Here is a 24546-nt window from a genome sequence, read left to right as displayed (position 1 = left end):
CCCACCGGAGCCGCCCTGAAATGATCTAGCCTTGATCGGATCGCAGGTGAAGCTAGCCGGCGCTACGGGCGATGCGTTCGACTTCCTTCTGGACCGCCGTCTGCACGATCCCCGGAAGATTGGCGTCCAGCCAATCCTTCAGCATCGGCCGCAACATCTCGGCGACCATGCCTTCCACCGTCGCGCCACTGGCGAAGTTCAGGTCATGATTGCGTGCTGCAGGTGCTGGCTCGGGGGCCTTGAAGCTGGCGGCCAGGCCCGCGAAGGCAGAGGCTGCGCTCGCGGCCGCACTGTCACCCACCAGCGAGTCATATGCGGATGGCACGGGCGGTGCGGGCTCCGGAGAAGCGAAATCCAAATCGCCTATGCTCTCGGGCGAGGCTTCCTCGTAACGATCCGTCAGTTCCAGCACATCGTCATCAGCAGGTTCGGGCTCGGCGACAAACGGTTCGGGGGCCGGTGCCACATCGACCGGCTCCGGCGCCGGCTCCGCTGCCACAGGCTCGGGCGCAGGCGCTGCGGCTGCGACGGGCTCGGGCTCCGGAGCAGCAGCGGGGGCGTCGTCTTCAGAGATGATCCGGCGAATCGACGCCAGGATCTCTTCCATCGTCGGTTCCGGGGCGGTCGGATCAGTCATTGGTAACCTCGGTCGAGCACGAACGGGATGCGGGATCCGCATTAGATCGAGGTCCGGGCGACCGAACCGCCCCTTCCCCACACGCCTGTCGTCGCATCAACGCCACGCGGAATCAACGGGCGTTTTTCGGGGCCGCCTAATCCGCTGACGGAGCGGTCTGGACGACTTCCGACTTCAGTTGCTGATCGATCGGGGCGTCCGGCGCATCAGCAGCGGGAACGATCGGTGGCGCGGCAAGCCGATCAATCGATTCGATAATCCCGTCCCACGGCAGGGCTCCGCGATTGCGGACGACCTTGTAGTTCGCTTCCGGGTCATACTGTTCGATCCCCGGCACCAGGTCGCCCCCCTCGAGCCGTCCCATGGCCGCGAGGAGCTGTGCCTGCGCGACATATTCGTTGCGACGGGCGCTGATGAGGGTCACCTGGGACGCCCGCAGTTCCAGTTCCTGGTTGAGGACGTCGAGCGTCGTGCGCAGTCCGACCTGGGCTTCCTGACGTACGCCCTCGGCGGCGACCGTGGCTGCCCGCACGGCCTCGTTGCCGGCGGCAACGGTTGCGCGGGCAGAGACAACCTGCGCGAAGGCACTGCTGACATCCTGGAGCACATTTCGGCGCTCGCCCTCGACCCCGATCTGGGCGGCATTCGCACGCTCGAGTGCCTGGGCCACCCGCGACTGGTTCAGCCCGCCGGTGAACAGGGGCACGGAGATCGAGGCCCCTGCCTGGAAGCTCGTCCGCGCGCCGGGATTGAAACCTGAAAGCTCGTCGGACCCGCCGTAGGACGCGGTCAAACGGGCCGATGGCAGATATTCCGACCGAGCGGCAGCCACTTGGGCCTCCGCAGCCTGCAACTGGTACTGCGCAGCCCGGACGTTCGGGTTCTCCACCAGGCCGATATCCATTGCGGCTTCAAAATCAGTCGGAACCCCCGGCAAGGGTGGCGGCACTTCCATGTCGGCCGGCGCCTGGCCGACCACAGCAGAATAGGCTGCCCTCGAGACGGAAAGCTGAGCCTGGGCCGAAGCCAGATCGGCTTCCGACTGGGCAAGGCGCGATTCGGACTGGGCGACGTCTGTGCGTGTGATTTCACCCACTTCGAACCGCGCACTGGACTCCTCGAGTTGCCGGCGCAGGACGGCGATGTTTTCCTGGCGAATGCGGAGGATCTCCATGTCGCGCTGAACGTCGACATAGGTCTGGATCACCGACGCCAGCACCTGCTGCTCGATGGAGCGCAGGTTCTCGCGCCCGGCCAGGACGTTGGCCTCGGCGACATTGATCTGGCGACCGACCCGGCCGGCTGTCCAGACGTTCTGCGCCAGGCCGACAGAGACACCGCCATTGTCTGATTCGGTCACGCCACCAGGGATCGTTTCGGGCACGCCGTCGCCGTCCAGATCACGCGTACCCGCCTCGGAGTCCGTTCGGGTGTAGGACGCGCTGGCGGACAGATCGATGGTCGGCCGCAGCCCGGACCGCGCCTGCGGCACGCTCTCGTCCAGAGCCCGTTGCTGGGCCCGCTGGGCGAGCAGGGTCGGGTTCGTGCGATAGGCCAGCGCGATCGCCTCCTGCAGCGTGTCGGCCCAGACAGGAGCGGCCATCCCCGCAGTCAGGGCGACCAGAGCGACTGTGGCGAGCGCGCGCGAGCGATTCAGCATGAGCAGTTCCCGAGACACGCATCGTTGACGCGCGAGAGTATCACTGAGGATGTAGTGACGACGACACTGGCCGAACGCCAGTTAAGTTTTTTTCACGCGACGGCACGCCACGTCCGTCGCGCCTTCAATCCTAAAGCGCAAAAACCGGCGCCGGGGCCAGATCCGCCAACATCGGCGGAGCCGCATCGAAAAGTTCGCGGCGCGACACGCCTTCGCGGCCCCGGACATAGAGTACAGCCTTGCCACCGTGCCCCGCCCGCTCGACCAGAACCATGCGGCCCCCGTCCTTCAGGGCCGCGATCCATGCGTCGGGTCTGTGCGCCACGGCGGCTTCGCAGATCAGGATATCAAACCCGGATCCGGCGGGTGCATCGAACGGAGCGACCGCCGTTTCGACGCTGGCTTCCGCGAGCCCTGCCTCGACCACGGCCATGACTGACGGATCGGCTTCCTGGACTGTGACCTTGAGGCCCATCTGCGCCAGCACCGCACCGGCATAGGGTGCCGCAATCGCCAGCGCGGTCTCGCCTTCACGCGCCGCCAGCGCCTGCAGAAGTTTGCCCACATCACGCGCCTGCATCAGGCGGCGTGAGCCGGCGATCTCGACCTCGACCTCGGCATAGGCAGCATGGGCGCGATCCGGGGCGCAGTAACGCTCGCGCGGCACCACCAGCATGGCCGCCTGCAAGGCGCGGTCGGTCACGTCATTCACGCGGACCTGTGAGTCCACCATGATCTTGCGCGCAGCGGAAACGTTCATGGTAGGCATCCTGAAAGCCGGGAAAGTCAGAAATCGGACGCGCTTATAGGTCCGCGCGTTGCAGGGGACAATCCGATCTGATAGCGAACGCCCCTCGCGATCGAGGGGTTCTCCGACGGACCCCAATGGCCTGATGGCGGAGTGGTTACGCAGAGGACTGCAAATCCTTGCACCCGGGTTCGATTCCCGGTCAGGCCTCCAATCGCGACTGTCGACAGTCGTCCTCGACGACCTGGCGTGCAACACAGCGCTCCGTTCTTGCGGATGACGACGTTTCCATCGACCGATTGCTCGCGTATCGCGAACATCGAGCAACGCCACCTGCTCAGCACAAGCGTCGTCAGCCTGAAACCTCATTTGAGAGGTTGCGCGTCCTTTTGTCCGCCTCGCTTCTCTATCCCCATTTCAGGTACCGACGGTGTGGACAGCACCGGCGAACACAAACAGACAAGGGACGTCTTGCTGTGTCACCAGACCAGCATCGTCAAGCGTATGCGTCCCAGTATCGAGAGTGATTCAAACGCAGGATTGTTCAGTTCAGACCGTGAACTCGTATAGGTTTTCACGGTTATCTTCTGCGGACTCGGTTTCAGAGTATTCGGTGTTGCGTTCGCGTTGGTGCTGATCACCTGATAGATCACTTTTCGTGTTTTCGCGTTTTTCAAAGAAACATCAGGCGCTCTATTGTCTGCGCGTAAGCATTCTGCGTATTAACCAGCCATATTTACTATTAATTTTCACGGACCAGCGATTGTTTTTCAAAAACTGGCTGATCTTTTAGTAGAAAATCTGTTTTTCGTTTTTTAATAACATCGTTCTATTTGCCGGCACGATAACAGGATGCAAACGATGGCAATTCGGATTTCGGGGGCCCTCCGGCTCTTTGCGGCAGCGTTAATGCTGGCCTTCATGCTGGCGACCGGAATGGCCGTCTTTTCTTTGATGGAACTGCGTGTCGGAGGCCCGCTGTCAGAGCAACGCACGCAGGCCGACATTCTGCTGGCAGATATATTGCCGCCACCGCTCTACCTTGTGGAATCCCTGCTGGTGGCACATCGTGGGGCGACGGAGCCCGCAAAGGCGCAACAGCACGCTGAAACACTGGCGAGCCTGCGCGCTGGCTATGATGCCCGTGACACCTACTGGCGGACCGTGGACTTGGCCCCCGACATTCGCGCCAATCTGGATCGCTCTGACGTCGAGGTGAAGAAGTTCTGGCGAATTGTCGACCAGCAATACCTGCCGGCCCTGAGAGCCGGCGACGTGGCAGGCATGAATGCCTCGATTGTGGTCCTGACCGAAGCCTACAGCGCTCATCGGGCCGTCGTCGACGAACTCGCGGTCCAGGCCACAGCATCCGCTGAAGCCATTGTTACGAAGGCCAACAAAACCAGCCAGATGATCTTCATCCTGCTTGCGGCGGCTTCGGCCGTCATGCTGGCCGTGGTGATCGGTGGGTTGCTACTGCTCCGGGCCAAGGTCGTCACGCCGATCCTGAGCATGACGAATTACATGGGCCAGCTGGCGGACGGAAATTACGAGAAACAGGTCCCTCACCAGGGGCGCCGCGACGAAATCGGCGATATGGCCCGATCCGTCGGCATCTTCCGTGAAGCTGTGCTGGAGCGTCGTGCCGCACGCGAACAACAGCAGGAAGACGACGCCCGTAGCGTCGTCGAGGCCGAGCGGCGCACGGCTGAAATCGCCGCCGAGGCCAAAAGCCGTGACCAGGTTGTCGCCGCGCTCGATGCTGGCCTGAAGGGCCTGGCCTCTGGCGACTTGAGACATCGCATCGACATCACCTTCCCGCCGGAGTTCGAGACGCTGCGGGTCAACTTCAATGACTCCCTTCAGGTGCTGGAGGAGACGATCGCTCAGGTGATCGAAGGAGCCGGCGCGGTCGAGGGCGGTGCGCACGAGATATCCTCGGCTGCAGACGACCTGTCGCGCCGCACGGAACGTCAGGCCGCTGGCCTTGAACAGACTGCAGCGGCACTTGACGAAGTCACCGCTACGATGCGCCAGACAGCGCACAACGCATCCGACACCCAGGTTGCCGTGACCCAAGGCCGGCAAACCGTCGAGAACTCCAGTGTCGTGGCCAGCCAGGCCGTCGAAGCCATGAAGCGGATCGACAACTCGTCTCGCGAGATCGGCCTGATCATCGGTGTGATCGACGAGATCGCCTTCCAGACCAATCTGCTGGCTCTGAACGCTGGCGTCGAGGCCGCGCGGGCCGGTGATGCCGGCCGGGGCTTTGCCGTCGTGGCGCAGGAAGTCCGGGCTCTCGCGCAGCGATCCGCCGAAGCCGCCAAGGAGATCAAGACCCTCGTCGCCGAGTCCTCAAGCAGCGTCCAGAGCGGCGTTGGACTGGTTGCAAAGGTCGGCGAGGCCCTGATCGAGGTCGTGTCACAGTTCTCCCACATCGATGGGCTGGTCCAGGCGATGGCACAGGCCTCGAAGGAACAGGCGACCGGTCTGAGCGAGATCAACACTGCGATCAACGAGATGGATCAGGTTACGCAACAGAATGCGGCCATGGTCGAACAGACAACAGCCGCAAGCCACAACCTCACGCGAGAGTCGCTGAACCTTGGAAATCTGGTGAAGCGCTTCCAGATCAATGGCCAGGCCTCCCCTGCCGTGCGTCACGCCAATCCGGTGCACGCCGCTCAGGACAGCATCGAGCGGCGGGTTAGACCTGGAACGCAGGCCCCTGCCCGTCCAGCCCTGCGTTCGATCGGCAATACGGCACTCAAGGCCGACGAATGGGAGGAGTTCTGATCTGACCCGGCGGGCCGGACCTTTGCCTCTGCGACAAGGTCTGCGCGTCTGATCCCAGGATTGCCGCCGCCCGGTCGACGGCATCAAAGCCAAGTGCGCGTCTGCCAGTTGCGGACAGGGCGACAAGGCTTACGAGCTCAGAAGCTCGAACCGACATTGGGTTGAGCGCGCTGTTGAGTGCTGTTCGGGTTCCGAAACAGCCGCGTTAACCTCGTTACTCATTTTTTAAGAGCATCGTTACACGATCGTCTCCCAGAAATGGGGAGGCGCTCGATGGCAATTCGAATTGCATGGGCACTTAGGCTCTTTGCAGCATCCTTGATGCTGGCTTTCATGCTGGCGACGGGGATGGCGGTCTTCTCTCTCATGGAACTGCGGGTCGGGGGTCCCCTATCCCAGCAGCGGACCGAGGCTGACATGCTCCTCGCGGACATACTGCCTCCACCGCTGTATCTCGTGGAATCGCTGCTCGTTGCCCATCGAGGGGCCGACGAGCCCGTCAATGCAGCCCTGCATGCAGAAACGCTCGACGGCCTCCACACGGCTTACGAGGCCCGCGATACCTTCTGGCGGACGGTCGACCTGCCTGCAGACATTCGTTCCAACCTTGATCGCTCTGATGTCGAGGTGAAAAAGTTCTGGACGATTCTTGACCAGCGATACCTGCCCGCGCTGAAGGCAGGCGACACAGTGGCTATCAACGCTGCGATCCGTTCCCTGACCGAGGCCTATAGCGCGCATCGCGCCATCATCGACGAACTCTCGGTACAGGCGACGGCGTCAGCGGCGGGGTATGTCGAAAAGGCCGACAAGACCAGCCAGGTGATCTTCATCCTGCTCGCCGCAGCATCGGCCCTGATGCTGGCCGTCGTGATCGGTGGCTTGCTGATGCTTCGGGCCAAGGTCGTCACGCCAATCCTGAGCATGACGGCCTATATGGGTCTGCTCGCGGACGGCAATTACGAACAGGACGTCCCCCACCAGGGACGCCGCGACGAGATTGGCGACATGGCCCGGTCCGTCGGGATTTTTCGCGAAGCCGTTCTGGAACGCCGCGCCGCGCGCGAGCGACAGCAAGAGGTCCAGAACCAGTCGGAAAGCGAGCGCCGTGCCGCTGAAATCGCCGCCAGTTCCGAGAGCCGCGATCGGGTTGTCGCTGCGCTCGATGCCGGTCTGAAAGGCCTGGCCTCTGGCGACTTGAGGCATCGCATCGACGTCACTTTCCCGCCGGAGTTCGAAACCCTCCGCATCAACTTCAATGACTCCCTTCAGGTGCTGGAGGAGACAATCTCCCATGTGATCGAGGTCGCCACTGCGGTCGAGGGCGGTGCGCACGAGATATCCTCGGCTGCAGACGACCTGTCGCGCCGCACGGAACGTCAGGCCGCTGGTCTCGAACAGACAGCAGCGGCACTCGACGAAGTGACCGCCACGATGCGCCAGACAGCGCACAACGCTGCAGACACTCAGGTCGCGGTTACACAGGGCCGGCAGACGGTTGATACATCGAGTGTGGTGGCCACCCAGGCCGTCGAAGCCATGAAGCGGATCAACAGCTCGTCTCGCGAGATCGGCCTGATCATCGGTGTGATCGACGAGATCGCCTTCCAGACCAATCTGCTGGCTCTGAACGCTGGCGTCGAAGCCGCACGGGCTGGTGATGCCGGACGGGGCTTTGCCGTCGTGGCGCAGGAAGTCCGGGCTCTCGCCCAGCGATCCGCCGAAGCGGCGAAGGAGATCAAGACCCTCGTCGCGGAATCCTCGGACAGCGTCCAGAGCGGCGTTGGACTGGTCGCCAGGGTGGGCGAGGCACTGACCGAGGTCGTTTCACAGTTCTCCCATATCGACGGGCTGGTCCAGGCGATGGCGCAGGCCTCGAAGGAACAGGCGACCGGTCTGAGCGAGATCAACACTGCGATCAACGAGATGGATCAGGTCACGCAACAGAATGCGGCCATGGTCGAACAGACCACGGCCGCCAGTCAGAATCTCACGCGGGAGTCGCTGACTCTCGGCAATCTGGTCAAGCGCTTCCAGATTGGCGGTCACTCCTGCGAGGCGGCGAACGGTGCCAATCCCGTTCACGCAGCCCATCAAGGCATCGACGAAAATGTCCCAGAGGTACCGACTGCGCCTGCTCGTCAGGCCTTGCGATCAATCGGCAACGCAGCGCTCAAGCTCGACCCGCTGGAAGCGTGCTGATCTCAAGCGGCTGGCCTGACCGTGGGGCCAGCAGCACCTCTGGCCTGGGTTCAGGTGAGATTCGCGCCGCGCTGAAGCAGGCGCGCGCTCATTCAGGTCCCTGTCACCGCAAGAGGCTTTCGAAATTCGAAACAGGTTCCGGATTCGTCGGACTGGACGTGAAGCGTTCCTTCATGGGCGTCGGCGATCAGGGCGCAGATGTACAGCCCGAGACCCAGGCCCCCACCACCCTTGTGCTGCACACCGCGCGTGAAAGGCTTGAACAGGGTGGCCATTGCCTCGGGAGGGATAGGATTGCCGCCGTTGCAGACCGACAAGACAAAACTGCCATCCCGCATCTCGGCACGAACTTCCACGTCCTTGTCGACCGCCCCGTGGAAGATGGCGTTGCCGAGGAAGTTGGACAGGAGTTGACCGATTCGCTGAGGATCGCCTTCGACCCGCCCGTCCAGACAGATGGTCGACAGGATTTTGCGATCGGGATTCGCCTGCCGAAGCTCGTCAATGACCTGCTCGATGACGGGTCGCAGATGCTGATCGCCCCGGACCTTCAAGTGAAGGCCGTCGCCAAGGTGCCCCCGGGCAAAATCCAGCACGTCATCTATGAGGCCCACGATACGGTCTGTCGTGGTCTTCATCTGGCTCACGACCAGCCTGTCCCGGGATGAGAGGTCGGAACGGCTGAGAAGATTTATCCCGGCTTCAACGGCAGCCACGGGGTTTCGCAAATCATGTCCGAGGACCGCAATGAACTGGTCGCGAAGAATGGCCGTCTCACGCTCGCGGGCAAGGCTGGCCTCGCTGTGCTCGGCGCGATCAACCGCATCGACGTGATAGGCGATCAGTTCGGCGAAACGCCGGAACATTTCACGGGTCTCGACCGACGAGACAAAGTTGGGGCGAGTATCCAAGGCACACAGGGTTCCGAACACTTCGCCATTTGAGCGGACGATGGGAAAGGACACGTAGCTCCTGAGACCGAATGCCTTGGGAATAGCGTGATCGGCGAAGACCGGGTCGGTCTCAACGTCGTCGATCAGGATAGGATCGCCTGATCGCGCAGCCACACCGCAAAGTGTCGTTTCGATAGGGAGCGCTGTTCCTGGACTCAGCCCGAAGCCAGCATCGTCCCTGACAACACAGGCGATCCATCGATCGTCCCGGATCGTCGAGACGGCAGCATACCCGATGCCTGTCGACCGACAGATGATGTCAAGTATTCCCTTGACAGCCGTGACGCCCCCAAGTCCGGCCGCAAGCTCGGCAGCCACGTCTGGGCCGTCGGAAGACTTCTCAGTCATCGTCAAAGCCCTGCCCTTCCGCCCATGCTGCGCCTTGGTTCGAAGCTTTCGACCCGGCACACGTTGGCAACATCAAAACACAGTTACGTGAGATTACAAACTATAAACTTTTCAGGTACATGGTTGGCCTACGAGGCCGCCCGCCGGAGCCTGCCTCCAATCGGGGGATCGCGCCTTGTGCAGTGTCGAAATTCTTCGCTCAGAGCCGAAAATCCCGCCCAGATCTCTCCGTTCAGCGCGTTTATCCCCCATTTTGGGCAGCGCCCCCATGGACAGCGCAATCGATCTCAAACAGACACAGACGGTCAAAGCCTGAACAAGCGAACAACATAAATGACTGCCCGTATTCGCGCGGCTCAGATAACCTGGCTTAACGTCAAGTTGTCGCTTGAGTTCATCCAGGCAACCAGAACCTGGATCGAACAGGACCTGATATCCGCACTCTTGGTGGCCGGTGTCCTGAGCGCCAATGTCGAGTACACTCAGCAGCAACCCGAAGAGCTTCGGCGCTTCATGGAACCCGGTGGGATCCCGGATGATGCGCGACGGCCTGTCAATGCGATGAGTGTCGCACTTTCGCTGGGTATACCCCGAGAAACAGCACGTATAAAGCTCGCTGCACTGCTCGAACGGGGCCTGCTTGAGAAGCGGGACGGTGGAGTGATTATTCGAAGCGAGATCATCACCTCGGAACCATTCCTGGGTGGCATGCGAACGTTTCTTCAGGCTATTTCGGAGTTCATCAATGGTCTCGCAGCGCTTGAGGCCTGTGGTGTCCTCAAGGGTGACCAAATGGCGACACCGCCCTGGGCGGTCGGTGGCGTCGCGACCCGACTAGCGACGAGCCATGTCCTGCGGGGTATAGACTATGTCCGCGAGCTGAACCCTCAACTCAGCCTGACGAACCACTACATTCTTCTCGCGCTCTTTCACCTATCGGGTGCGGCCCTGAGAGCGTCGCCGGAGACGCCGGACCTCGGCGGGCGAATTCCCGTCATCAACGCGACCGTGGGGCCCGTGACGGTTGCCGAGTTGTCCAGATTTACCCAACTGCCGGACGAGACCGTTCGGCGTCAGGTGGTTCGGCTCGAGACTTCCGGGATCGTCGTTCGCCATCGAGAGGGGCGCGACATCGCGCTGGAAGATCCTGAGTTGCTCGGTCGATGGAACGATTTCCAGAACCGCACCACCGTCAGCACGCGTCAGCTCGTCTGGAAGCTCTTCTACGCGGGCGTCATCGTGCGCGGCAAAGACCACGGGCTGACACTGAACATGCTGGAACGCTGAGGTCAGCGGTTCGCCGGCTCAGGCCGACCGGGTCAGCTGGTGCAGGGCGATGGCAGCTGTCACGGCGACATTCAACGAATCGAAACCGCCAGACATCGGGATAGCAACGGCACGGCATCGCTTCATGAGGGTTTCCGGCAGGCCCGGACCTTCCGACCCCACGAGGATTGCCCGTCGCCCGCCAGGTTTCAGGCCGGACAGCGGCTCGGTCGCCCCGGGCGTCAGCGCGATAACCTCGAACCCGTTCTTCTCCAGTCGGGTAACGATCGCCTCACCCGTCCCTGACACGGCATGCGGCACCCGGAGCACGGCTCCCACCGATACCCGGATGGCCTTGCGATAGAACGGGTCACAGCAGCGGTCATCGAGCAACAGACCCGCCGCTCCGAAAGCTGCAGCGTTGCGAAAAAGGCCGCCCATGTTGTCGTGATTGCCGATCCCGATGGCTGCCAGGATCACGGCGTCATCTCCTGCATCCGCAAGCAGATCCTCGACCGGACGAGCGACTGGCTTCTGACCCACCGCCAGCAGGCCCCGATGCAGATGAAAGCCCGCAATGGCATCGAGCACCTCCTGATCCGCAACGAACACGGGCAAATCTTCCGGGATCACGGCTTCGAAACGCGACAGCCGTTTCTTTGCCATCAAAAGCGACACGGGACGGCAAAGAGAGGCTGGCGAAAGCAGAGTCCGGAGGACGACCTCGCCTTCCGCCACGAACAGACCCTGCCGCCCGGTCAGGTCCCGTTCCCTGATGTCGCGATAGGCGGCGATGCGGGGATCGGCGGGGTTCTGGATTTCGATCGGTATCATGCGCATTTATCGTTGCACGACGTCGAGCGCCGCTGCTATAGGCGCGCCTCCCGAGTGTCTGTTCCGCGGTAGCTCAGTGGTAGAGCAGCCGACTGTTAATCGGCTGGTCGTAGGTTCGAATCCTACCCGCGGAGCCACTCGGGGATTTCAGCGATCCGATGTAACAAAGTGGCCGTACGATACGTACGACGAGCTACCGATCGCATGAAGACGTCTGTTGCCGACATGATCACCCCGACCACCGTCCTGACGGACCCGTTCGGTCGCGTCATCGATTATGTGCGGGTGTCGGTCACGGACCGATGCGACCTGCGCTGCACCTATTGCATGTCCGAGCGGCAGACCTTCCTGCCGCGCGCTGAACTCCTGACCATCGAGGAACTCGACCGGCTCTGCTCCACATTTGTCGACCTCGGCACACGCCGGCTCCGGTTGACGGGTGGAGAGCCGCTCCTGCGAAAGGGCTTCCTTGACCTGGTCTCAGGCCTGTCCCGTCACCTGCGAAGCGGGCAACTGCAGGAGCTGACCCTGACGACCAACGGGACGCAGCTTTACACCCATGCCGACGCCCTGGTCCGATATGGCGTGACCCGGATAAATGTCTCGATCGATAGCCTTGACCCCGACACCTACAGACGAATCACCCGCGGCGGGGATCTCGGCGCAGTGCTGCAGGGACTGGAAGCGGCGCGCGCGGCGGGACTGAAGATCAAGATCAACACCGTGGCGCTGAAGGATGACAATGCCGACGCCCTGCCCGACATGATTGCCTGGGCCCATGCCCGCAACATGGAGATGACCCTGATCGAGACCATGCCGCTGGGCCAGATCGAGGCGGACAGGACAGATCAGTTCCTGCCCCTTTCGATGGTCAGGACGGATCTGGAAGGACGATGGACCCTCACGCCACAGGCAAGACAGACCGGAGGCCCGGCACGGTATGTCACCGTGCAGGAAACGGGCGGGACGCTGGGCTTCATCACGCCCCTGACCCACAGCTTCTGCGAGACCTGCAACCGCGTTCGGGTGACCTGCACCGGGACCCTGTTCCTCTGCCTCGGACAGGATGACCATGCCGATCTACGCGCCCTGCTGCGCGATCACCCCGAGGATGACGCGCCGATCCGGGAGGCCATCCGCAACGCCATCGCCCGCAAGCCGGGGAGCCATGATTTCACCCTGCCCATCCGGGGCGCTTTACCTGCGGTCCAGCGCCCCATGTCGATGACAGGCGGCTAGGATGGCGCGCGTCCTGATGTTCGGAGTCCTTCAGGATCTGGCTGGCTGGCGAACGCGTGAGATCGACACAACCAGCCTGTCAGCGCTGACAGATCTCCTGATGACGGAGGACGCTGTCCTGGGGGAACGGCTATCCCGGCCCGGCGTGTTTGCCGTGGTGAACCAGACCATGGTCCGGACCGACGTCATCCTGGCTCCGGATGACGAGGTGGCCTTCGTTCCCCCTGTCAGTGGCGGCTGAGCTGTGGTCAGGCTGGAAGACACGCCCATCGACCCCGGCGCACTGCTGGCCGAGTTCGTGCGTAATCGCGGTGATGCCGGTGCTGTCGTGAATTTCACCGGCCTGACCCGCGACGCCACGTCGGGCCAGCCGGTATCGCGACTGACGCTGGATGCCTATCCGGGCTGGACGGAAAAGGTCATGGCGGAACTGGAAGCCGAGACCCGTGCCCGGTTTGACGTGATCGACGTCCTGGCCGTCCATCGCTGGGGCGTGGTCGAGGTCGGGCAGCCGATCGTCTTCGTCGCCGTCGCCGCCGTCCATCGCCGGTCGGCCTTCGAGGCGGCCGATTTCCTGATGGACCAGTTGAAGACCCATGCCCCCTTCTGGAAGAAGGAGGATGGCCCGGACGGCAGCCGCTGGATCGAGGCCCGCCCCGAAGATCACGCCGACGCCGCCCGATGGATACAGCCCGAATGACCGACACCCTGCCCGCCCCCGCCGGAAAGCTGCTCGATCAGCCCATCACCCCGATCCGGATCGCGGTGCTGACGGTCTCCGACACCCGCGACGAGGAGAGCGACACCTCGGGCGCAATCCTGGCCGAACGCATCGCCTCGGCTGGTCACGCCTGTGCCGCACGCGCCATCGTCTCCGATGACATCGAGGCCATCCGCCATCAGGTTCGCCAGTGGATTGCTGCGGGCGAGGCCGATGCCATCGTGACGACCGGCGGCACGGGCCTGACCGGCCGCGACGTGACCCCGGAAGCCCTCGAGCCGCTGTTCGACAAGCGCATCGACGGGTTTTCCGTCATCTTCCATACCGTCAGCTACCAGACGGTCGGCCTGTCGACCCTGCAGTCCCGCGCCACGGCCGGGATCATCGACGGCGTGTTCGTCTTCTGCCTGCCGGGGTCCAATGGCGCGGTCAGGGACGGCTGGGACAAGGTCATCCGCTGGCAGCTCGACAGCCGCCATCGCCCCTGCAACATGGTCGAACTGATGCCCCGGCTGGGCGAAGTCTGATGGCCGGCGAGCGCCTCACCCATGTCGACGAACAGGGCCGCGTCCGTATGGTCGATGTCTCTGAAAAGGCCGTGACGACCCGCGAAGCCACAGCCGCGGGGAGGATCGTCATGGCCCCGGAGACCCTAGCCCTCGCCCTGTCCGGCAAGGGGAAGAAGGGCGACGTCCGCGCCGTTGCCGAGATCGCCGGCGTGATGGCCGCCAAGCGAACCAGCGACCTGATCCCGCTGTGTCACGCGCTGATGCTGACATCGGTCAAGGTGGCGGTCGAGGCCTCGCCAGACGGGTCGGGCCTCCAGGTCACGGCCATGGCGCGGGTCAAAGGCCAGACCGGGGTCGAGATGGAGGCCCTGACGGCAGTTACCGTCGCCCTGCTGACGCTCTACGACATGCTCAAGGCCGTTGATCGCGGCATGACGATCGAGGCGGTCGGGCTGGTCGCCAAGTCGGGTGGAGCCTCCGGCGACTGGACCCGGGCGTGAGCCTGCCGACCGTCGAGGACGCGCTGGCGATCATCCTGGATGCCATCCAGCCCTTGCCGTTCGAGATGGTCGCGATCTCCGAAGCTGACGGCCGCTGGCTGACGGCAGACGTGCTGGCGACCCGCGACCAGCCCCCCTTCGATGCCTCGGCCATGGACGGCTGGGCGATGCAGACGGCTGATGTGGCTCCGGGCGCAGTCCTGACCATCGTCGGCGAGAGTGCGGCCGGGCGGGGCTTCGCTGATTCGGTCGGTCGCGGCCAGACCGTGCGCATTTCGACGGGCGCGCCCCTGCCCTCTGGTGCCGATCACGTCGTGATCCAGGAGGACGCCGAACGTCAGGCTGACAGGCTCTTCCTTCGGGGCTCAGCCACCGCCGGGCACATCCGTCGTCAAGGCTGCGACTTTGTCAAACACGACCGGCTGCTGGCTGCGGGCATCCGGCTTAACCCCTGGCAGCTGGCGCTGGCCGCCTCGGCGGGAGCGGCGACGCTGACCTGCGGGCGAAAGCCTGTCGTCGCCATCCTTGCGACCGGTGACGAACTGGTTGAGCCCGGACAGTCCATCGGCCCGGACCAGATCTTCAATGCCGGAGCACCCGCCCTCGCCGCTTTCACCGCGCGTCATGCTGCGACCCCGATCCGGCTGGCCAGCGCTGCCGACACGGATGATGCGATCATCAAGGCGGTCACGGCTGCGACGTTCGACGTCCTCGTCACGATCGGCGGGGCATCGGTCGGAGACCACGACCGGGTCAAGCCGGCCCTGCGCAGCCTCGGAGCCACGATCCGGGTCGAGGGCGTCGCCATGCGCCCTGGCAAGCCGGTGTGGTTCGCCACCCTGCCCGACTGTCGTCTGGTCCTCGGCCTGCCCGGCAATCCGGCATCGGCGCTGGTCTGTGCAGAGCTGTTTCTGGCTCCGATCCTCGCCAGGCTGCAGGGCGCCACGGTCGAAAGCCGGTTCCAGACGGGTTTCCTGACCGCTCCACTAGCCGCCAATGGCCCGCGCGATCACTACCTTCGCGCCCGCGCCACACCGGGACCCGATGGCCGCCTGCAGGTCACGCCCTTCCCCGATCAGGATTCGTCGCTGGTCACGGTCATGGCGGCCGCCAATGCCCTGATCCGTCGACAACCCCATGCTTCGTCTGCAGAAGCGGGCGCCGCTGTCAGCGTGCTGGGTCCGACGCTTTAGCGGCAACAGGCGTTCTCGAAGGCGACGACGCGGTCTATGCTGACGTCATGAGTTCTGACGACTATGTCTTTGCCGAGCCGGTCGAAACCGCGGCCCCCGCCCGGGACAACAATCCGCCGCTGTCGATCACCGAGCTGTCTTTCGCCCTGAAGCGCACGCTCGAGGATCGATTCGGCCACGTCCGGCTGCGCGGCGAGATCTCCAAGGTGAACCGCCACGCCTCGGGCCATGTCTATCTGACACTGAAGGACGACAAGGCGGCGATCGATGGGGTCGTGTGGAAAGGGCAGGTCCGGGCACTGGGCGTCCAGCCCGAATCCGGGCTCGAGGTCATCGTCACCGGCAAGATCACAAGCTATCCGGCCCGGTCCTCCTACCAGATCGTCATCGAGACCATGGAAGCCGCCGGTGCAGGGGCCTTGCTGGCCCAGCTGGAGCGGCTGAAGGTCCGCCTGTCCGGTGAGGGCCTGTTCGACCCGGCACGCAAACGCCCGATCCCGGCCTTTCCTGCAACCATCGGGGTGATCACCAGCCCGACCGGAGCCGTCATTCGCGATATCCTGCACCGGATCGCAGAACGCTGGCCCTGCCGGGTCATCGTCTGGCCCGTGGTCGTCCAGGGTGACGCAGCGAGTGGGCAGGTAGCGACAGCGATTCGAGGCTTCGACGCCATGGCGCGCGACGGGGCGATCCCCCGGCCGGACCTGTTGATCGTTGCGCGCGGCGGCGGCTCCGTCGAGGACCTGTGGTGCTTCAACGACGAGGGACTGGCCCGGACGGTCGCCGCGGCCACGATACCCGTCATATCGGCCGTAGGCCACGAGACCGATACCACCCTGATCGACTTCGTTTCGGACCGCCGCGCCCCGACCCCGACCGGGGCCGCCGAGATCGCGACGCCGGTGCTGGCTGATCTGCGGCTGATGGTCGGAGATCTCGAACGCCGGCTGGAAAGAGCGGGTGCCCGCTTGCTGGATGACCGCCGAACCCGTCTTCGCGCAGTCGCGCGAGGTCTGCCGGCCCGCCCGGAGGAGCTGGTGGCCCTGGCACAGCAGCGTCTGGATCACGCCTCCAGCCGCCTGGCTTCGGGCCTGAACCGAAACACCGCACTGCACGAGCGACGCCTCCTGGCGGGATCCGGGCGTCTGACGCGCGCCCTGCTGGATCGCGCGATCGAGCGTCGCTCTGACCGGCTGGAGGCTGCTTCGCACCGTCTGGCGGCCGGTCTTCAGGCCAATGCTTCTGCCCACGAGCGTCGTCTGGCGAAAGTATCTGCTCGCCTGACCCTCGAACCCGTCCACCGGCGGATCGACCAGCGTCAGGCCCGCCTTGACGCCGTCGCTGCCCGGCTGGCACGCCCCCTGCCTGCATCATTGGAAAAGGCAGAGATCCGTCTGTCAGCCCTGTCGCGGGCTCTATCGACCCTCAATCCGCGAACGCCCAAACCCGGGTTTGCACGCATCGAAGCCATGGATGGCACCATGATCGCCAGCGCGGCAACCCTGTCTCCGGGACTGGCCGTGCAGATCGTCTTTGCGGATGGCCAGAAGGGTGCTGTCGTGGAAGGGGGCACCGCCCGTCCAGCTGCCCGCAAGGCAGGCGGAACCGATCAGGGCAGCCTGTTCTGAGGCTGACCTTCAGCGACTTAGCAGACGATCGCGCGCGGCGTTCAGCCGGGCTGCCAGACCCTCGGTTCCGCCCTGGTCAGGGTGCGCCCTGCCTATCAGCCTGCGCCAGGCGGCATTGATCGCCTCGGGGGTCGCGTCAGGCCCCACGCCCAGGATCGACCGCGCTTCCGCCTCATCGACAGCCTCGCGACGGACCGGGAGTGAACGGATGCGCGAGGCCACCACGAGATAGAGCCCCACGGCGATCATCCCGCCGCCCGGGATATAGGCACCTCGTGACAGGGCCAGCGCACCGCCACCAAGCAGGGCGGTCGCCAGAAGGGTCGCCGCAATGCGCCACTGCCCTCGACGGGGTCCTTCAGTCTGGCGGCCCAGCCGCACCAGGGCCCAGACGGCGAGCGCCGCCAGAGCCGCGGCGATCAGGAACATGTCAGGCTCAAGCCGCAGCGTTCAGGGGAGCGACGACATCATCCAGACCCAGCGCCTGCATCAGGTTCCGCAGCTCCTGCCGCGCCGCGACATGGGCCAGAGACACCGCTACGGGCCGGATCTCGTTGGACAGGTCCGCGACCGTCAGGCCGAAGGGAAACAGCTCGCGATAGATGACCCGGTCGCGCAGACCCGGCCCAACCCGGAAACCCACCCGCTTGGCCAGCTTGCTCAGCTTCTCGTCGAGACGACGGCGGTTCCGGGCCTCGGCCACAGCGAGACGGTTGGTCATGACGATCCAGTCAATCGCGGCGTGTCGGCCTTCGTTGATTGCCCGGTGCTTGCGTGCCTCCCAGACGCTTTCCGAATAGATCGATGGCTTCAACAGATCGAGTGTGACCGGATCGACCTGACCCAGCAGATCGAAATCCACGAAGCTGTCGTTCATCGGGGTAACAATCTGGTCGGCGCGGGCGTGGGCAGCCCGTGACAGGGTCGTGTCGCCGCCCGGGGTGTCGATGACGATCACATCGGCCACGGTCCGGGCCTCTGCGAAGGCGGCATCGAACCGTTCCATCTGCTCGGCAGGATCGGCCTTGGCCAGTTTCGTCCCGTCGCCCATATCCGGCTCGACCGGCTGCGGCAGGGGAAATCCATTGGCCGCCGTCCAGGCAAGACGGTTGGCGAAAAACTTGGCCATCGACCGCTGGCGCAGGTCCAGATCGATGATCGCAACCCGCTTTCCCGCATGCAGCAGGCCGGTGACGATGTGGATGGCCAGGGTGGATTTACCCGCCCCGCCCTTTTCGTTGCCGATCACGATGACCTGCGGCTGCGTCATGGTCTGAACCCGATGGCTGTGACGCCGCGATTCGCGAAGCGTCCTCTTGTTCGGGCAGAATCGGGCCACGCAGAGCGAACGTCAACAAACGGTTAGCAAACACCTGTGCGAAACGCAGTGATGCCCCGCTGGCCCGCCTTCAAGCCACTGGTGCGCACCAGGGCGCGTCGATCCGGGTCGACTGGCAGATATCTCCGACCCGGTCGACGGGGGCCGAAACCTTCAAACGGACTAGAGCGCGCCCGCTGACCTGGGCCTGTTCATAGCGAGGCTGGAGATCCTCCAGCACATGACTTGCCTCGCCGCTGGAGAAGCCACGCCAGGCTGCGCGGGCTGCGCTCTCACTGGAATAGGCTCCGAGCTGGATCGTACGATGCCTGTTTTCAGGGATCAGAGCAGAACGCAGGCCGTCTGTCCGGCCGGCATCGTCGAACAAGGACGCCCCGGCCCGCTCCGTGACGGCCTTCACCACGATCGGCGCAGCCGTCTCCACGACCGCGGGAGCGGCGCGATTGACGGTCTCTTCAATGAAACCGTCACGGGCATCCCAAAGATCATGGGGGTCGAGCAGTTCGACCCGCACCGCAGGCCTGAGACCCGCTTCGGCGGACGAGCGTTGCAAGGACCCTCGCCCGTCCACCGGGATGTCGGCGATTCCCTGTGCCAGCTTCTCGAATCGATGGGGATCGCCTTCCACCATGGTGCATCCCGTCCCCGACAGGGCGAGGAGGCAAACCAGGGCTGGACGAAGCATTCTGCTGGACGTCATAACCCCGACCCTAGCGACCGGGCTTTGAAACCTGGTGCACAAACAGGCTTAAGCTTCAGAGTTAACGTGGAAACCATGACCGCAACGCCTCCCTCCCTACCCATTGCGCGGACGGTCGAGTCGTTGCGTGCGACCGTCCGCGAATGGCGACGTCAGGGGCTTGGCGTGGCATTTGTGCCGACGATGGGGGCGCTGCACGAGGGACATCTGACACTTGTCGCAGAGGCGAAAGAGCGCGCGGATCGCGTTGTCGCCAGCGTATTCGTCAATCCCACGCAGTTCGCGGCGCACGAGGACCTCGGCACATACCCTCGCGACGAGGCGCGCGACGCGACGCTTCTGACGGAAGCCGGATGCCACCTGTTGTTCGCGCCGACCGTGTCGGAAATCTACCCCGAGGGCTCAAGCACCCGGATCGAGGTTGACGGTCCTTCGCAGGGGCTGGAAACCGACTTCCGCCCCCATTTCTTCGGGGGGGTCGCCCTCGTCGTGGCCAAGCTGCTGAACCAGGTCCAGGCCGACGTCGCCGTGTTTGGCGAGAAGGACTACCAGCAGTTGCTGGTGGTCAGGCGCATGGCCGCAGACCTCGATATCCCGACACGGATCGTGGGCAGCCCGACCCTTCGGGACGGACACGGCCTCGCCCTGTCGTCGCGCAACGCCTATCTCAGTGAGGCCGAACTGGCCGTCGCGCGGCAGCTGAACGGCATCCTCGCCGAGGCCGCAGCCGCTGTGTCTGCCGACACGCCGATCGCGCTCGCAGAGGATACTGCAACGAACGCCCTGCTGGCCGCCGGTTTTCGCCAGGTCGACTATGTTGCCGTCCGGCGAGCCGACGATCTGGCAAGGTTCAAGGGCCCGGTCGATGCCCCGGCTCGCATCCTGGCGGCGGCCTGGCTGGGCAAGACCCGGCTGATCGACAACCTGCCGGTCTAGCCAATCGCCCCCACGCAGCCCTCGGCCTCGCCCGGCGTCAGCTGGGCGTCGGTCAGGGCCAGGGTCCAGCCGTGATGGGTGTTGATCCCCCAACGGCGGGCACCGCCACCGTCGCCCGCGTCGCCGCCGGCCGTCACCACGACACGCCGCCCCTGCGGCAAGGCTGCCGGGTCGATCTTGCCGACAGCCAGCGACGTCGGCACCTCGCCACCGAAACCCTCGAACACCGAAAGGCTTGACCATTCGCGCCTCAGGCCCAGCCACCAGGGGTCGTCCGTGTTGACCGCCAGAACCGCGACGCCGAGTCCCTCGGCCGCGAACCGCAGGGCGGCCTGCGGGTCCCGGACCATGCGAATTGCCGCTGCCATGCCGAACCGCTGGCGGGCCCCGTCGAAGTGACGCGTCGGATCGGTCGGAGCCCAGACGTGAACCTGAAGCTGGCCCTGACGGGCCAATCCCCAGCCAACGATCTCGCGCCACAGACCGCGCACGGCATCGACGTTCTCGGGCTCGGCACCGGACAGCATCCGCGTCATCACCCGCTGCTCACGGTCCGGACGAAGCTTGGTGTGGGGGCCGTGCGGGGCGTCCTTGGCGTGGCCGACGCGTGCGGCAATGGAGAGTCGCTTCTGGAACAGACGCAGCAGCTCATCATCGACGGCATCGATTTCGGCACGCAGGGCGGCGAGGGCCATCTGCTCGGGAGACAGGTCTTCGGTCATTTCAGGCCAGACTCGCTGGAGATTCGCTTGGGACATGGGATGGGCTTTCGATCATTCGGTTTCGATGGGGTGCAGGGGCGCGCCGCCGCTCTGGTCCAGAGCGGTCGCCGGCGAGGCTGTCAGGAGCGAGGAGCGCTCGAGGCCTCAGCCGGCGTATCGAAAGCCGTAAAAACGATAGCCAAAATAAAGGGTAGCCGAGCGCGAGCGGAGCGAAAGAACAGAAGCGTCAGCGCGTAGCGGGGACATGGATGGGTCCAATCATCGGATCGCAGCGATCCGGGCAGCCTTAAGACACGCAACAATCGTGCGGCGTCAACCCTTTGGTGCTCCGATCAGCACAAAACGCGTGCGATTTTCGGGCGAATCCTGAAGGTCGTTGCGCAGAATGGACAGGCCATAGACCTCGGCGGCCCCCATCGGGGCAAGGGCTGCGCGGGTCGGGTCACCAGCCTCGGCGACGGCGCGGGCGGCTCCGGCGGTGTCGAAGACCTCGACCGGTTTTACCCCGAGGGCCCTGATCTGATGCTCGCACTGGCGCAGCGCGACGGGGTGGCTTTCGACCGTCTGGACGTGCCCCAGCGAGGTCGTTTCGATCGCCATCAGGGCCAGCCGGATCGGACGCCAGACCTCGGCGAGGACCTCCAGTCCGGACTCGCGGACGAGGGTTGCCGCCGGTTCGACCACGCCGATCGTCGAGTTCTCGACCGGGATCAGGGCGCTGTCGCAGTCGCCAGAGCGAACGGCCTCGATCGCCTCGGCAAAACTCGTGAAGGGCACATGGACGTCCCAGGGCCGCAGGCCAACACAGCCCTCGTGACTGAAGGATCCGGGAGCCCCCTGATAGGCCACGCGTCCGGCGGTATCGTCATTCTCGGGCTGACCGATCTTTTCCATGTCTCATCCCTTAGACAATCGCGGGATTAGTCCGCAAACTGGATCATGCGACGATGTGGCGTCGAGGTCGCGGCCGATCCAGGGTCGGCAGGCGATGGGAGGGGGGAATCGATGCCTGGTGCGATCCTGAACCATCGACGCGCTGTTCTGGCCGGGCTGGGTGGCTTTCTGGGTCAGGGAGCCCTGTCCGCCTGCACCACATCCGCGAGACCGGGTCTGGCGCCGCGCCCGGCGTTCACGGCCCGCCGGATCGCGCCGATCCTGATGGCACCGGAACGGATCATCCGGATTACCGTCTGCACCCGGCCTTTCCGGGCGCCCGGTCCGAGGCTCGACGTCGAGCGCGTCGGCGAGACGCTCGTGGTTCACAACTATGGCCATGGCGGCAGCGGGTGGTCCCTGTCGTGGGGATCCAGCGGCATTGCGGCCAGAAAAGCCATGGCGCTCAGCGGTGAGAACGGATCGCCCGAGATCGCCGTGATCGGTTGCGGGGCACTGGGCCTGACCTCCGCGCTGCAACTGCAAAGGCTGGGCGCGCGGGTCGTGATCTACGCGAGGGAGCGAACGCCCTTCACCCGCTCCATGCGCGCGACCGGCACCTGGACGCCGGACAGCCGCATCGCCGACGCCGACAAGGTCGACCCGGACTTCCCGGCGTTGTGGGAGCGGATGTCGAGAGAGTCCTTCGCCACCCACCAGACCTATCTGGGGACCCAGGGCGACCCCGTCGTGTTCCAGGACCGCTACATCCTGGCAAGGGCGAACCCGGGACCGCAGGCAGCGCAAAAGGCAGAGGACAAACCGGGGCCGCCGGAAATCCGGTTTGCCGAATACGGAGAGCGCCTGCACGACATCGTGCCCCGCAGCGTCGCGATCCCTGTCGAGCAGACGCCCTTTCCCGGCATCGCCTCAGCCCGGTTCGGGTCGGGCCTGCAGTTCAATATCACCGAACTGGCCCACCGGCTGATGACCGAGTTCCAGATGGGGGGTGGCCGCATCGAGACCCGCGAGTTTCATGCACCCACCGAGATCGCAAGCCTGGATGAGAAGGTCGTCATCAACTGCACCGGCTATGGGGCCAGAGCACTCTGGCACGACCGGACTATGACCCCGGTGCGGGGACAGATCGCCTGGCTAGCCCCTCAGCCCGAGGTCGACTACTCGCTCTTCTACGCGGGCGTGGCCGTCATCCCGAGGCCGGACGGGATCGTCGTCCAGAACACCCGAGGCGGCGACATGGTCGGCTATGGCAGCGAGGACGAGACCCCTGACCGGGCCGAGGCAGAGGCAACGATTTCTCGTGTCGCGCCGCTGTTCCCGTCCGTCAGGCCGCCTCTGCCTGCCTGATCCGGCCCGATTTCAGCCGTTCGGCCACAAGGAAGGCCAGTTCCAGGGCCTGGTCGGCATTCAGGCGAGGGTCACAGTGGGTGTGATAGCGGCTGGACAGGTCGTCCTCGGTGACGGCCTGGGCCCCGCCGAGGCATTCGGTGACGTTCTGGCCGGTCATCTCCAGATGAACGCCGCCGGGATGAACCCCTTCGGACTCAGCGACATCGATGAAGGTCTTCACCTCGCCCAGGATTCGATCGAAGGGCCGCGTCTTGTAGCCATTGCCGGCCTTCAGGGTGTTGCCGTGCATCGGATCGATCGACCAGATGACGCGCTTGCCTGCTGCCTTCACGGCCTTCATCAGGCGCGGCAGACGGTCGCCGACCTTGTCGTGACCAAAGCGGCCGATCAGGGTCAGGCGGCCCGGGATGTTGTCCGGATTCAGGGCGTCGATCAGGGGCAGGAGGTCGTCCGGCTCCATGGTCGGTCCGCATTTCACTCCTATGGGGTTCCGGATCCCGCGCATGAACTCGACGTGGGCCCCGTCCAGCTGACGGGTACGTTCGCCGATCCAGAGCATGTGGGCCGAGGTATCGAACCATTCGCCGGAGCCGCCATCCAGGCGAGTCAGGGCGCTCTCGACGTTCAGCAGCAGGGCCTCGTGCGAGGTGAAGACCTCGACGCGGCTGAGATCCGGATGGGTCTCGGGGGTGACGCCGACCGCTTCCATGAAGGCCAGGGCCTCGGTGATCTTCTCGGCCAGTTCGCGGTACTGGGCCCCTGCCCCGTTATCTGCAAAGCCGAGGGTCCAGCGATGGATGTTGTAAAGGTCGGCATAGCCACCGCCGGCAAAGGCCCGCAGCAGGTTCAGGGTCGAGGCCGACTGGTTGTAGGCCCGCAGCAGGCGCTGGGGATCGGGCACCCGCTCTTCGGTCGTGAAGGCCGAGCCGTTGATGTTGTCGCCACGATAGCTGGGCAGGGTGACGCCGTCGATTTCCTCGATGCCGGAGGACCGGGGCTTGGCAAACTGGCCGGCGATCCGTCCGACCTTCACGACCGGCTTGCGGCCCGCAAAGGTCAGCACCACGGCCATCTGGAGGATCAGGCGGAAGGTGTCGCGGATGTTGTCGGTCGAGAACTCCTTGAAGCTCTCGGCGCAGTCGCCGCCCTGGAGCAGGAAGGCATCGCCGGCCTCGACTTGGGCGAGCTTGGCGGTCAGCCGCCGGGCCTCGCCAGCGAAGACGAGGGGCGGCAGGGCCCGCAATTCATCCTCGACGGCCGCTAGGGCAGCAGGATCCGGATAGTCCGTCGGCATCTGCACAACGGGCTTGTTTCTCCAGCTTTCGGGGGTCCAACGCGTGTTCATTTCAACAGAATAGGCCAGACGCCGCC

General features: G+C 64.6%; 23 protein-coding genes and 2 tRNA genes. 14 read left to right on the top strand and 11 right to left on the bottom strand.

The window, feature by feature from the left end:
- Positions 1–52 precede the first annotated feature (52 nt).
- From GGR13_RS05010 to GGR13_RS05000, 3 genes are all read right to left on the bottom strand, one after another.
- On the bottom strand, positions 53–637 hold the full coding sequence (locus GGR13_RS05010) for a DUF2497 domain-containing protein (RefSeq protein ID WP_183212419.1): 585 nt from the start codon (positions 635–637) through the stop codon (positions 53–55).
- Positions 638–773: 136 nt separating this feature from the next.
- Entirely contained in the window at positions 774–2297 is a 1524-nt protein-coding gene (locus tag GGR13_RS05005) for a TolC family outer membrane protein (RefSeq protein WP_183212418.1), read from the bottom strand.
- Positions 2298–2427: 130 nt separating this feature from the next.
- Positions 2428–3057: a protein-L-isoaspartate O-methyltransferase family protein gene (locus GGR13_RS05000; protein ID WP_183212417.1), complete on the bottom strand. Its 630-nt coding sequence runs from the start codon at positions 3055–3057 to the stop codon at positions 2428–2430.
- 127 nt (positions 3058–3184) lie between these two features.
- Here GGR13_RS05000 and GGR13_RS04995 point away from each other — a divergent pair.
- The 3 genes from GGR13_RS04995 (at position 3185) to GGR13_RS04985 (ending at position 8043) form a co-directional block, all read left to right on the top strand.
- Positions 3185–3258 (top strand) — tRNA-Cys (locus tag GGR13_RS04995).
- Between the two features lie 648 nt (positions 3259–3906).
- The gene (locus GGR13_RS04990; RefSeq protein ID WP_183212416.1) at positions 3907–5841 is read left to right on the top strand and encodes a methyl-accepting chemotaxis protein; all 1935 of its coding nucleotides are present in this window, start codon (positions 3907–3909) and stop codon (positions 5839–5841) included.
- A gap of 321 nt (positions 5842–6162) precedes the next feature.
- On the top strand, positions 6163–8043 hold the full coding sequence (locus GGR13_RS04985) for a methyl-accepting chemotaxis protein (RefSeq protein WP_246347705.1): 1881 nt from the start codon (positions 6163–6165) through the stop codon (positions 8041–8043).
- A 92-nt stretch (positions 8044–8135) separates the two neighbouring features.
- Here GGR13_RS04985 and GGR13_RS04980 read toward each other — a convergent pair whose 3' ends face one another.
- Positions 8136–9344, bottom strand: coding sequence for a GAF domain-containing sensor histidine kinase (locus tag GGR13_RS04980; protein WP_183212415.1), 1209 nt, complete (start codon positions 9342–9344; stop codon positions 8136–8138).
- Positions 9345–9677: 333 nt separating this feature from the next.
- Between GGR13_RS04980 and GGR13_RS04975 the strand changes: the two genes are divergently transcribed.
- Positions 9678–10631, top strand: coding sequence for a hypothetical protein (locus GGR13_RS04975; RefSeq protein ID WP_183212414.1), 954 nt, complete (start codon positions 9678–9680; stop codon positions 10629–10631).
- Positions 10632–10649: 18 nt separating this feature from the next.
- On the opposite strand, the gene GGR13_RS04970 is transcribed toward GGR13_RS04975, so the two are convergent.
- The gene (locus tag GGR13_RS04970) at positions 10650–11444 is read right to left on the bottom strand and encodes a TrmH family RNA methyltransferase (RefSeq protein ID WP_183212413.1); all 795 of its coding nucleotides are present in this window, start codon (positions 11442–11444) and stop codon (positions 10650–10652) included.
- 62 nt (positions 11445–11506) lie between these two features.
- Between GGR13_RS04970 and GGR13_RS04965 the strand changes: the two genes are divergently transcribed.
- The 8 genes from GGR13_RS04965 to xseA all read left to right on the top strand — a co-directional run bounded on the left by GGR13_RS04965 (position 11507) and on the right by xseA (position 17234).
- Positions 11507–11581: transfer RNA gene (locus GGR13_RS04965), tRNA-Asn, on the top strand.
- A 67-nt stretch (positions 11582–11648) separates the two neighbouring features.
- Positions 11649–12683, top strand: a complete 1035-nt coding sequence (gene moaA / locus GGR13_RS04960) for a GTP 3',8-cyclase MoaA (RefSeq protein ID WP_183212412.1) — start codon at positions 11649–11651, stop codon at positions 12681–12683.
- 1 nt (position 12684) lies between these two features.
- Positions 12685–12924: a MoaD/ThiS family protein gene (locus GGR13_RS04955; protein WP_183212411.1), complete on the top strand. Its 240-nt coding sequence runs from the start codon at positions 12685–12687 to the stop codon at positions 12922–12924.
- A gap of 3 nt (positions 12925–12927) precedes the next feature.
- Positions 12928–13383, top strand: coding sequence for a molybdenum cofactor biosynthesis protein MoaE (locus tag GGR13_RS04950; RefSeq protein ID WP_183212410.1), 456 nt, complete (start codon positions 12928–12930; stop codon positions 13381–13383).
- Positions 13380–13931 (top strand): molybdenum cofactor biosynthesis protein B, encoded by a 552-nt coding sequence (gene moaB, locus GGR13_RS04945; RefSeq protein WP_183212409.1) that lies wholly within the window; start codon positions 13380–13382, stop codon positions 13929–13931. Before GGR13_RS04950 ends, moaB begins: the two co-directional genes overlap by 4 nt.
- Positions 13931–14413, top strand: a complete 483-nt coding sequence (moaC, locus tag GGR13_RS04940; RefSeq protein WP_183212408.1) for a cyclic pyranopterin monophosphate synthase MoaC — start codon at positions 13931–13933, stop codon at positions 14411–14413. Before moaB ends, moaC begins: the two co-directional genes overlap by 1 nt.
- The gene (locus tag GGR13_RS04935) at positions 14410–15606 is read left to right on the top strand and encodes a molybdopterin-binding protein (RefSeq protein WP_183212407.1); all 1197 of its coding nucleotides are present in this window, start codon (positions 14410–14412) and stop codon (positions 15604–15606) included. The genes moaC and GGR13_RS04935 overlap by 4 nt, the downstream gene beginning before the upstream one ends.
- 47 nt (positions 15607–15653) lie before the next feature.
- Positions 15654–17234: an exodeoxyribonuclease VII large subunit gene (gene xseA / locus GGR13_RS04930; RefSeq protein ID WP_183212406.1), complete on the top strand. Its 1581-nt coding sequence runs from the start codon at positions 15654–15656 to the stop codon at positions 17232–17234.
- Between the two features lie 9 nt (positions 17235–17243).
- On the opposite strand, the gene GGR13_RS04925 is transcribed toward xseA, so the two are convergent.
- The 3 genes from GGR13_RS04925 to GGR13_RS04915 form a co-directional block, all read right to left on the bottom strand.
- The gene (locus GGR13_RS04925) at positions 17244–17663 is read right to left on the bottom strand and encodes a J domain-containing protein (protein ID WP_183212405.1); all 420 of its coding nucleotides are present in this window, start codon (positions 17661–17663) and stop codon (positions 17244–17246) included.
- Positions 17664–17670: 7 nt separating this feature from the next.
- Positions 17671–18504, bottom strand: coding sequence for a division plane positioning ATPase MipZ (locus GGR13_RS04920; RefSeq protein ID WP_183212404.1), 834 nt, complete (start codon positions 18502–18504; stop codon positions 17671–17673).
- 139 nt (positions 18505–18643) lie between these two features.
- Positions 18644–19258: a hypothetical protein gene (locus GGR13_RS04915; RefSeq protein ID WP_183212403.1), complete on the bottom strand. Its 615-nt coding sequence runs from the start codon at positions 19256–19258 to the stop codon at positions 18644–18646.
- 90 nt (positions 19259–19348) lie between these two features.
- Between GGR13_RS04915 and panC the strand changes: the two genes are divergently transcribed.
- Positions 19349–20209, top strand: a complete 861-nt coding sequence (gene panC / locus GGR13_RS04910) for a pantoate--beta-alanine ligase (protein ID WP_183212402.1) — start codon at positions 19349–19351, stop codon at positions 20207–20209.
- Here panC and GGR13_RS04905 read toward each other — a convergent pair.
- Both GGR13_RS04905 and GGR13_RS04900 read right to left on the bottom strand, forming a co-directional pair.
- Positions 20206–20967 (bottom strand): chorismate mutase, encoded by a 762-nt coding sequence (locus tag GGR13_RS04905; RefSeq protein ID WP_183212401.1) that lies wholly within the window; start codon positions 20965–20967, stop codon positions 20206–20208. The two genes, panC and GGR13_RS04905, sit on opposite strands and share 4 nt — an antisense overlap.
- 276 nt (positions 20968–21243) lie before the next feature.
- On the bottom strand, positions 21244–21825 hold the full coding sequence (locus GGR13_RS04900) for a prephenate dehydratase domain-containing protein (protein WP_183212400.1): 582 nt from the start codon (positions 21823–21825) through the stop codon (positions 21244–21246).
- 111 nt (positions 21826–21936) lie between these two features.
- On the opposite strand from GGR13_RS04900, the gene GGR13_RS04895 reads away from it, so the two are divergent.
- Entirely contained in the window at positions 21937–23172 is a 1236-nt protein-coding gene (locus GGR13_RS04895) for an FAD-dependent oxidoreductase (RefSeq protein WP_183212399.1), read from the top strand.
- On the opposite strand, the gene GGR13_RS04890 is transcribed toward GGR13_RS04895, so the two are convergent.
- Positions 23150–24520, bottom strand: coding sequence for a class II 3-deoxy-7-phosphoheptulonate synthase (locus GGR13_RS04890; protein WP_183212398.1), 1371 nt, complete (start codon positions 24518–24520; stop codon positions 23150–23152). The two genes, GGR13_RS04895 and GGR13_RS04890, sit on opposite strands and share 23 nt — an antisense overlap.
- Positions 24521–24546: the final 26 nt, after the last annotated feature.

This window comes from Brevundimonas variabilis, from assembly GCF_014199945.1.
In the GTDB taxonomy this organism is placed as follows: Bacteria; Pseudomonadota; Alphaproteobacteria; order Caulobacterales; family Caulobacteraceae; genus Brevundimonas; species Brevundimonas variabilis.
This window is presented reverse-complemented; position numbering and strand designations above follow the sequence as displayed.

Excerpts from the sequence above, each read along its gene's own strand:
- GGR13_RS05010 (WP_183212419.1), bottom strand. The coding sequence starts at position 637 with ATGACTGATCCGACCGCCCCGGAACCGACGATGGAAGAGATCCTGGCG.
- GGR13_RS05005 (WP_183212418.1), bottom strand. The coding sequence starts at position 2,297 with ATGCTGAATCGCTCGCGCGCGCTCGCCACAGTCGCTCTGGTCGCCCTG.
- GGR13_RS05000 (WP_183212417.1), bottom strand. The coding sequence starts at position 3,057 with ATGAACGTTTCCGCTGCGCGCAAGATCATGGTGGACTCACAGGTCCGC.
- GGR13_RS04990 (WP_183212416.1), top strand. The coding sequence starts at position 3,907 with ATGGCAATTCGGATTTCGGGGGCCCTCCGGCTCTTTGCGGCAGCGTTA.
- GGR13_RS04985 (WP_246347705.1), top strand. The coding sequence starts at position 6,163 with ATGCTGGCTTTCATGCTGGCGACGGGGATGGCGGTCTTCTCTCTCATG.
- GGR13_RS04980 (WP_183212415.1), bottom strand. The coding sequence starts at position 9,344 with ATGACTGAGAAGTCTTCCGACGGCCCAGACGTGGCTGCCGAGCTTGCG.
- GGR13_RS04975 (WP_183212414.1), top strand. The coding sequence starts at position 9,678 with ATGACTGCCCGTATTCGCGCGGCTCAGATAACCTGGCTTAACGTCAAG.
- GGR13_RS04970 (WP_183212413.1), bottom strand. The coding sequence starts at position 11,444 with ATGATACCGATCGAAATCCAGAACCCCGCCGATCCCCGCATCGCCGCC.
- moaA (WP_183212412.1), top strand. The coding sequence starts at position 11,649 with ATGAAGACGTCTGTTGCCGACATGATCACCCCGACCACCGTCCTGACG.
- GGR13_RS04955 (WP_183212411.1), top strand. The coding sequence starts at position 12,685 with ATGGCGCGCGTCCTGATGTTCGGAGTCCTTCAGGATCTGGCTGGCTGG.
- moaB (WP_183212409.1), top strand. The coding sequence starts at position 13,380 with ATGACCGACACCCTGCCCGCCCCCGCCGGAAAGCTGCTCGATCAGCCC.
- moaC (WP_183212408.1), top strand. The coding sequence starts at position 13,931 with ATGGCCGGCGAGCGCCTCACCCATGTCGACGAACAGGGCCGCGTCCGT.
- xseA (WP_183212406.1), top strand. The coding sequence starts at position 15,654 with ATGAGTTCTGACGACTATGTCTTTGCCGAGCCGGTCGAAACCGCGGCC.
- GGR13_RS04925 (WP_183212405.1), bottom strand. The coding sequence starts at position 17,663 with ATGTTCCTGATCGCCGCGGCTCTGGCGGCGCTCGCCGTCTGGGCCCTG.
- GGR13_RS04920 (WP_183212404.1), bottom strand. The coding sequence starts at position 18,504 with ATGACGCAGCCGCAGGTCATCGTGATCGGCAACGAAAAGGGCGGGGCG.
- GGR13_RS04915 (WP_183212403.1), bottom strand. The coding sequence starts at position 19,258 with ATGCTTCGTCCAGCCCTGGTTTGCCTCCTCGCCCTGTCGGGGACGGGA.
- panC (WP_183212402.1), top strand. The coding sequence starts at position 19,349 with ATGACCGCAACGCCTCCCTCCCTACCCATTGCGCGGACGGTCGAGTCG.
- GGR13_RS04905 (WP_183212401.1), bottom strand. The coding sequence starts at position 20,967 with ATGTCCCAAGCGAATCTCCAGCGAGTCTGGCCTGAAATGACCGAAGAC.
- GGR13_RS04900 (WP_183212400.1), bottom strand. The coding sequence starts at position 21,825 with ATGGAAAAGATCGGTCAGCCCGAGAATGACGATACCGCCGGACGCGTG.
- GGR13_RS04895 (WP_183212399.1), top strand. The coding sequence starts at position 21,937 with ATGCCTGGTGCGATCCTGAACCATCGACGCGCTGTTCTGGCCGGGCTG.
- GGR13_RS04890 (WP_183212398.1), bottom strand. The coding sequence starts at position 24,520 with ATGAACACGCGTTGGACCCCCGAAAGCTGGAGAAACAAGCCCGTTGTG.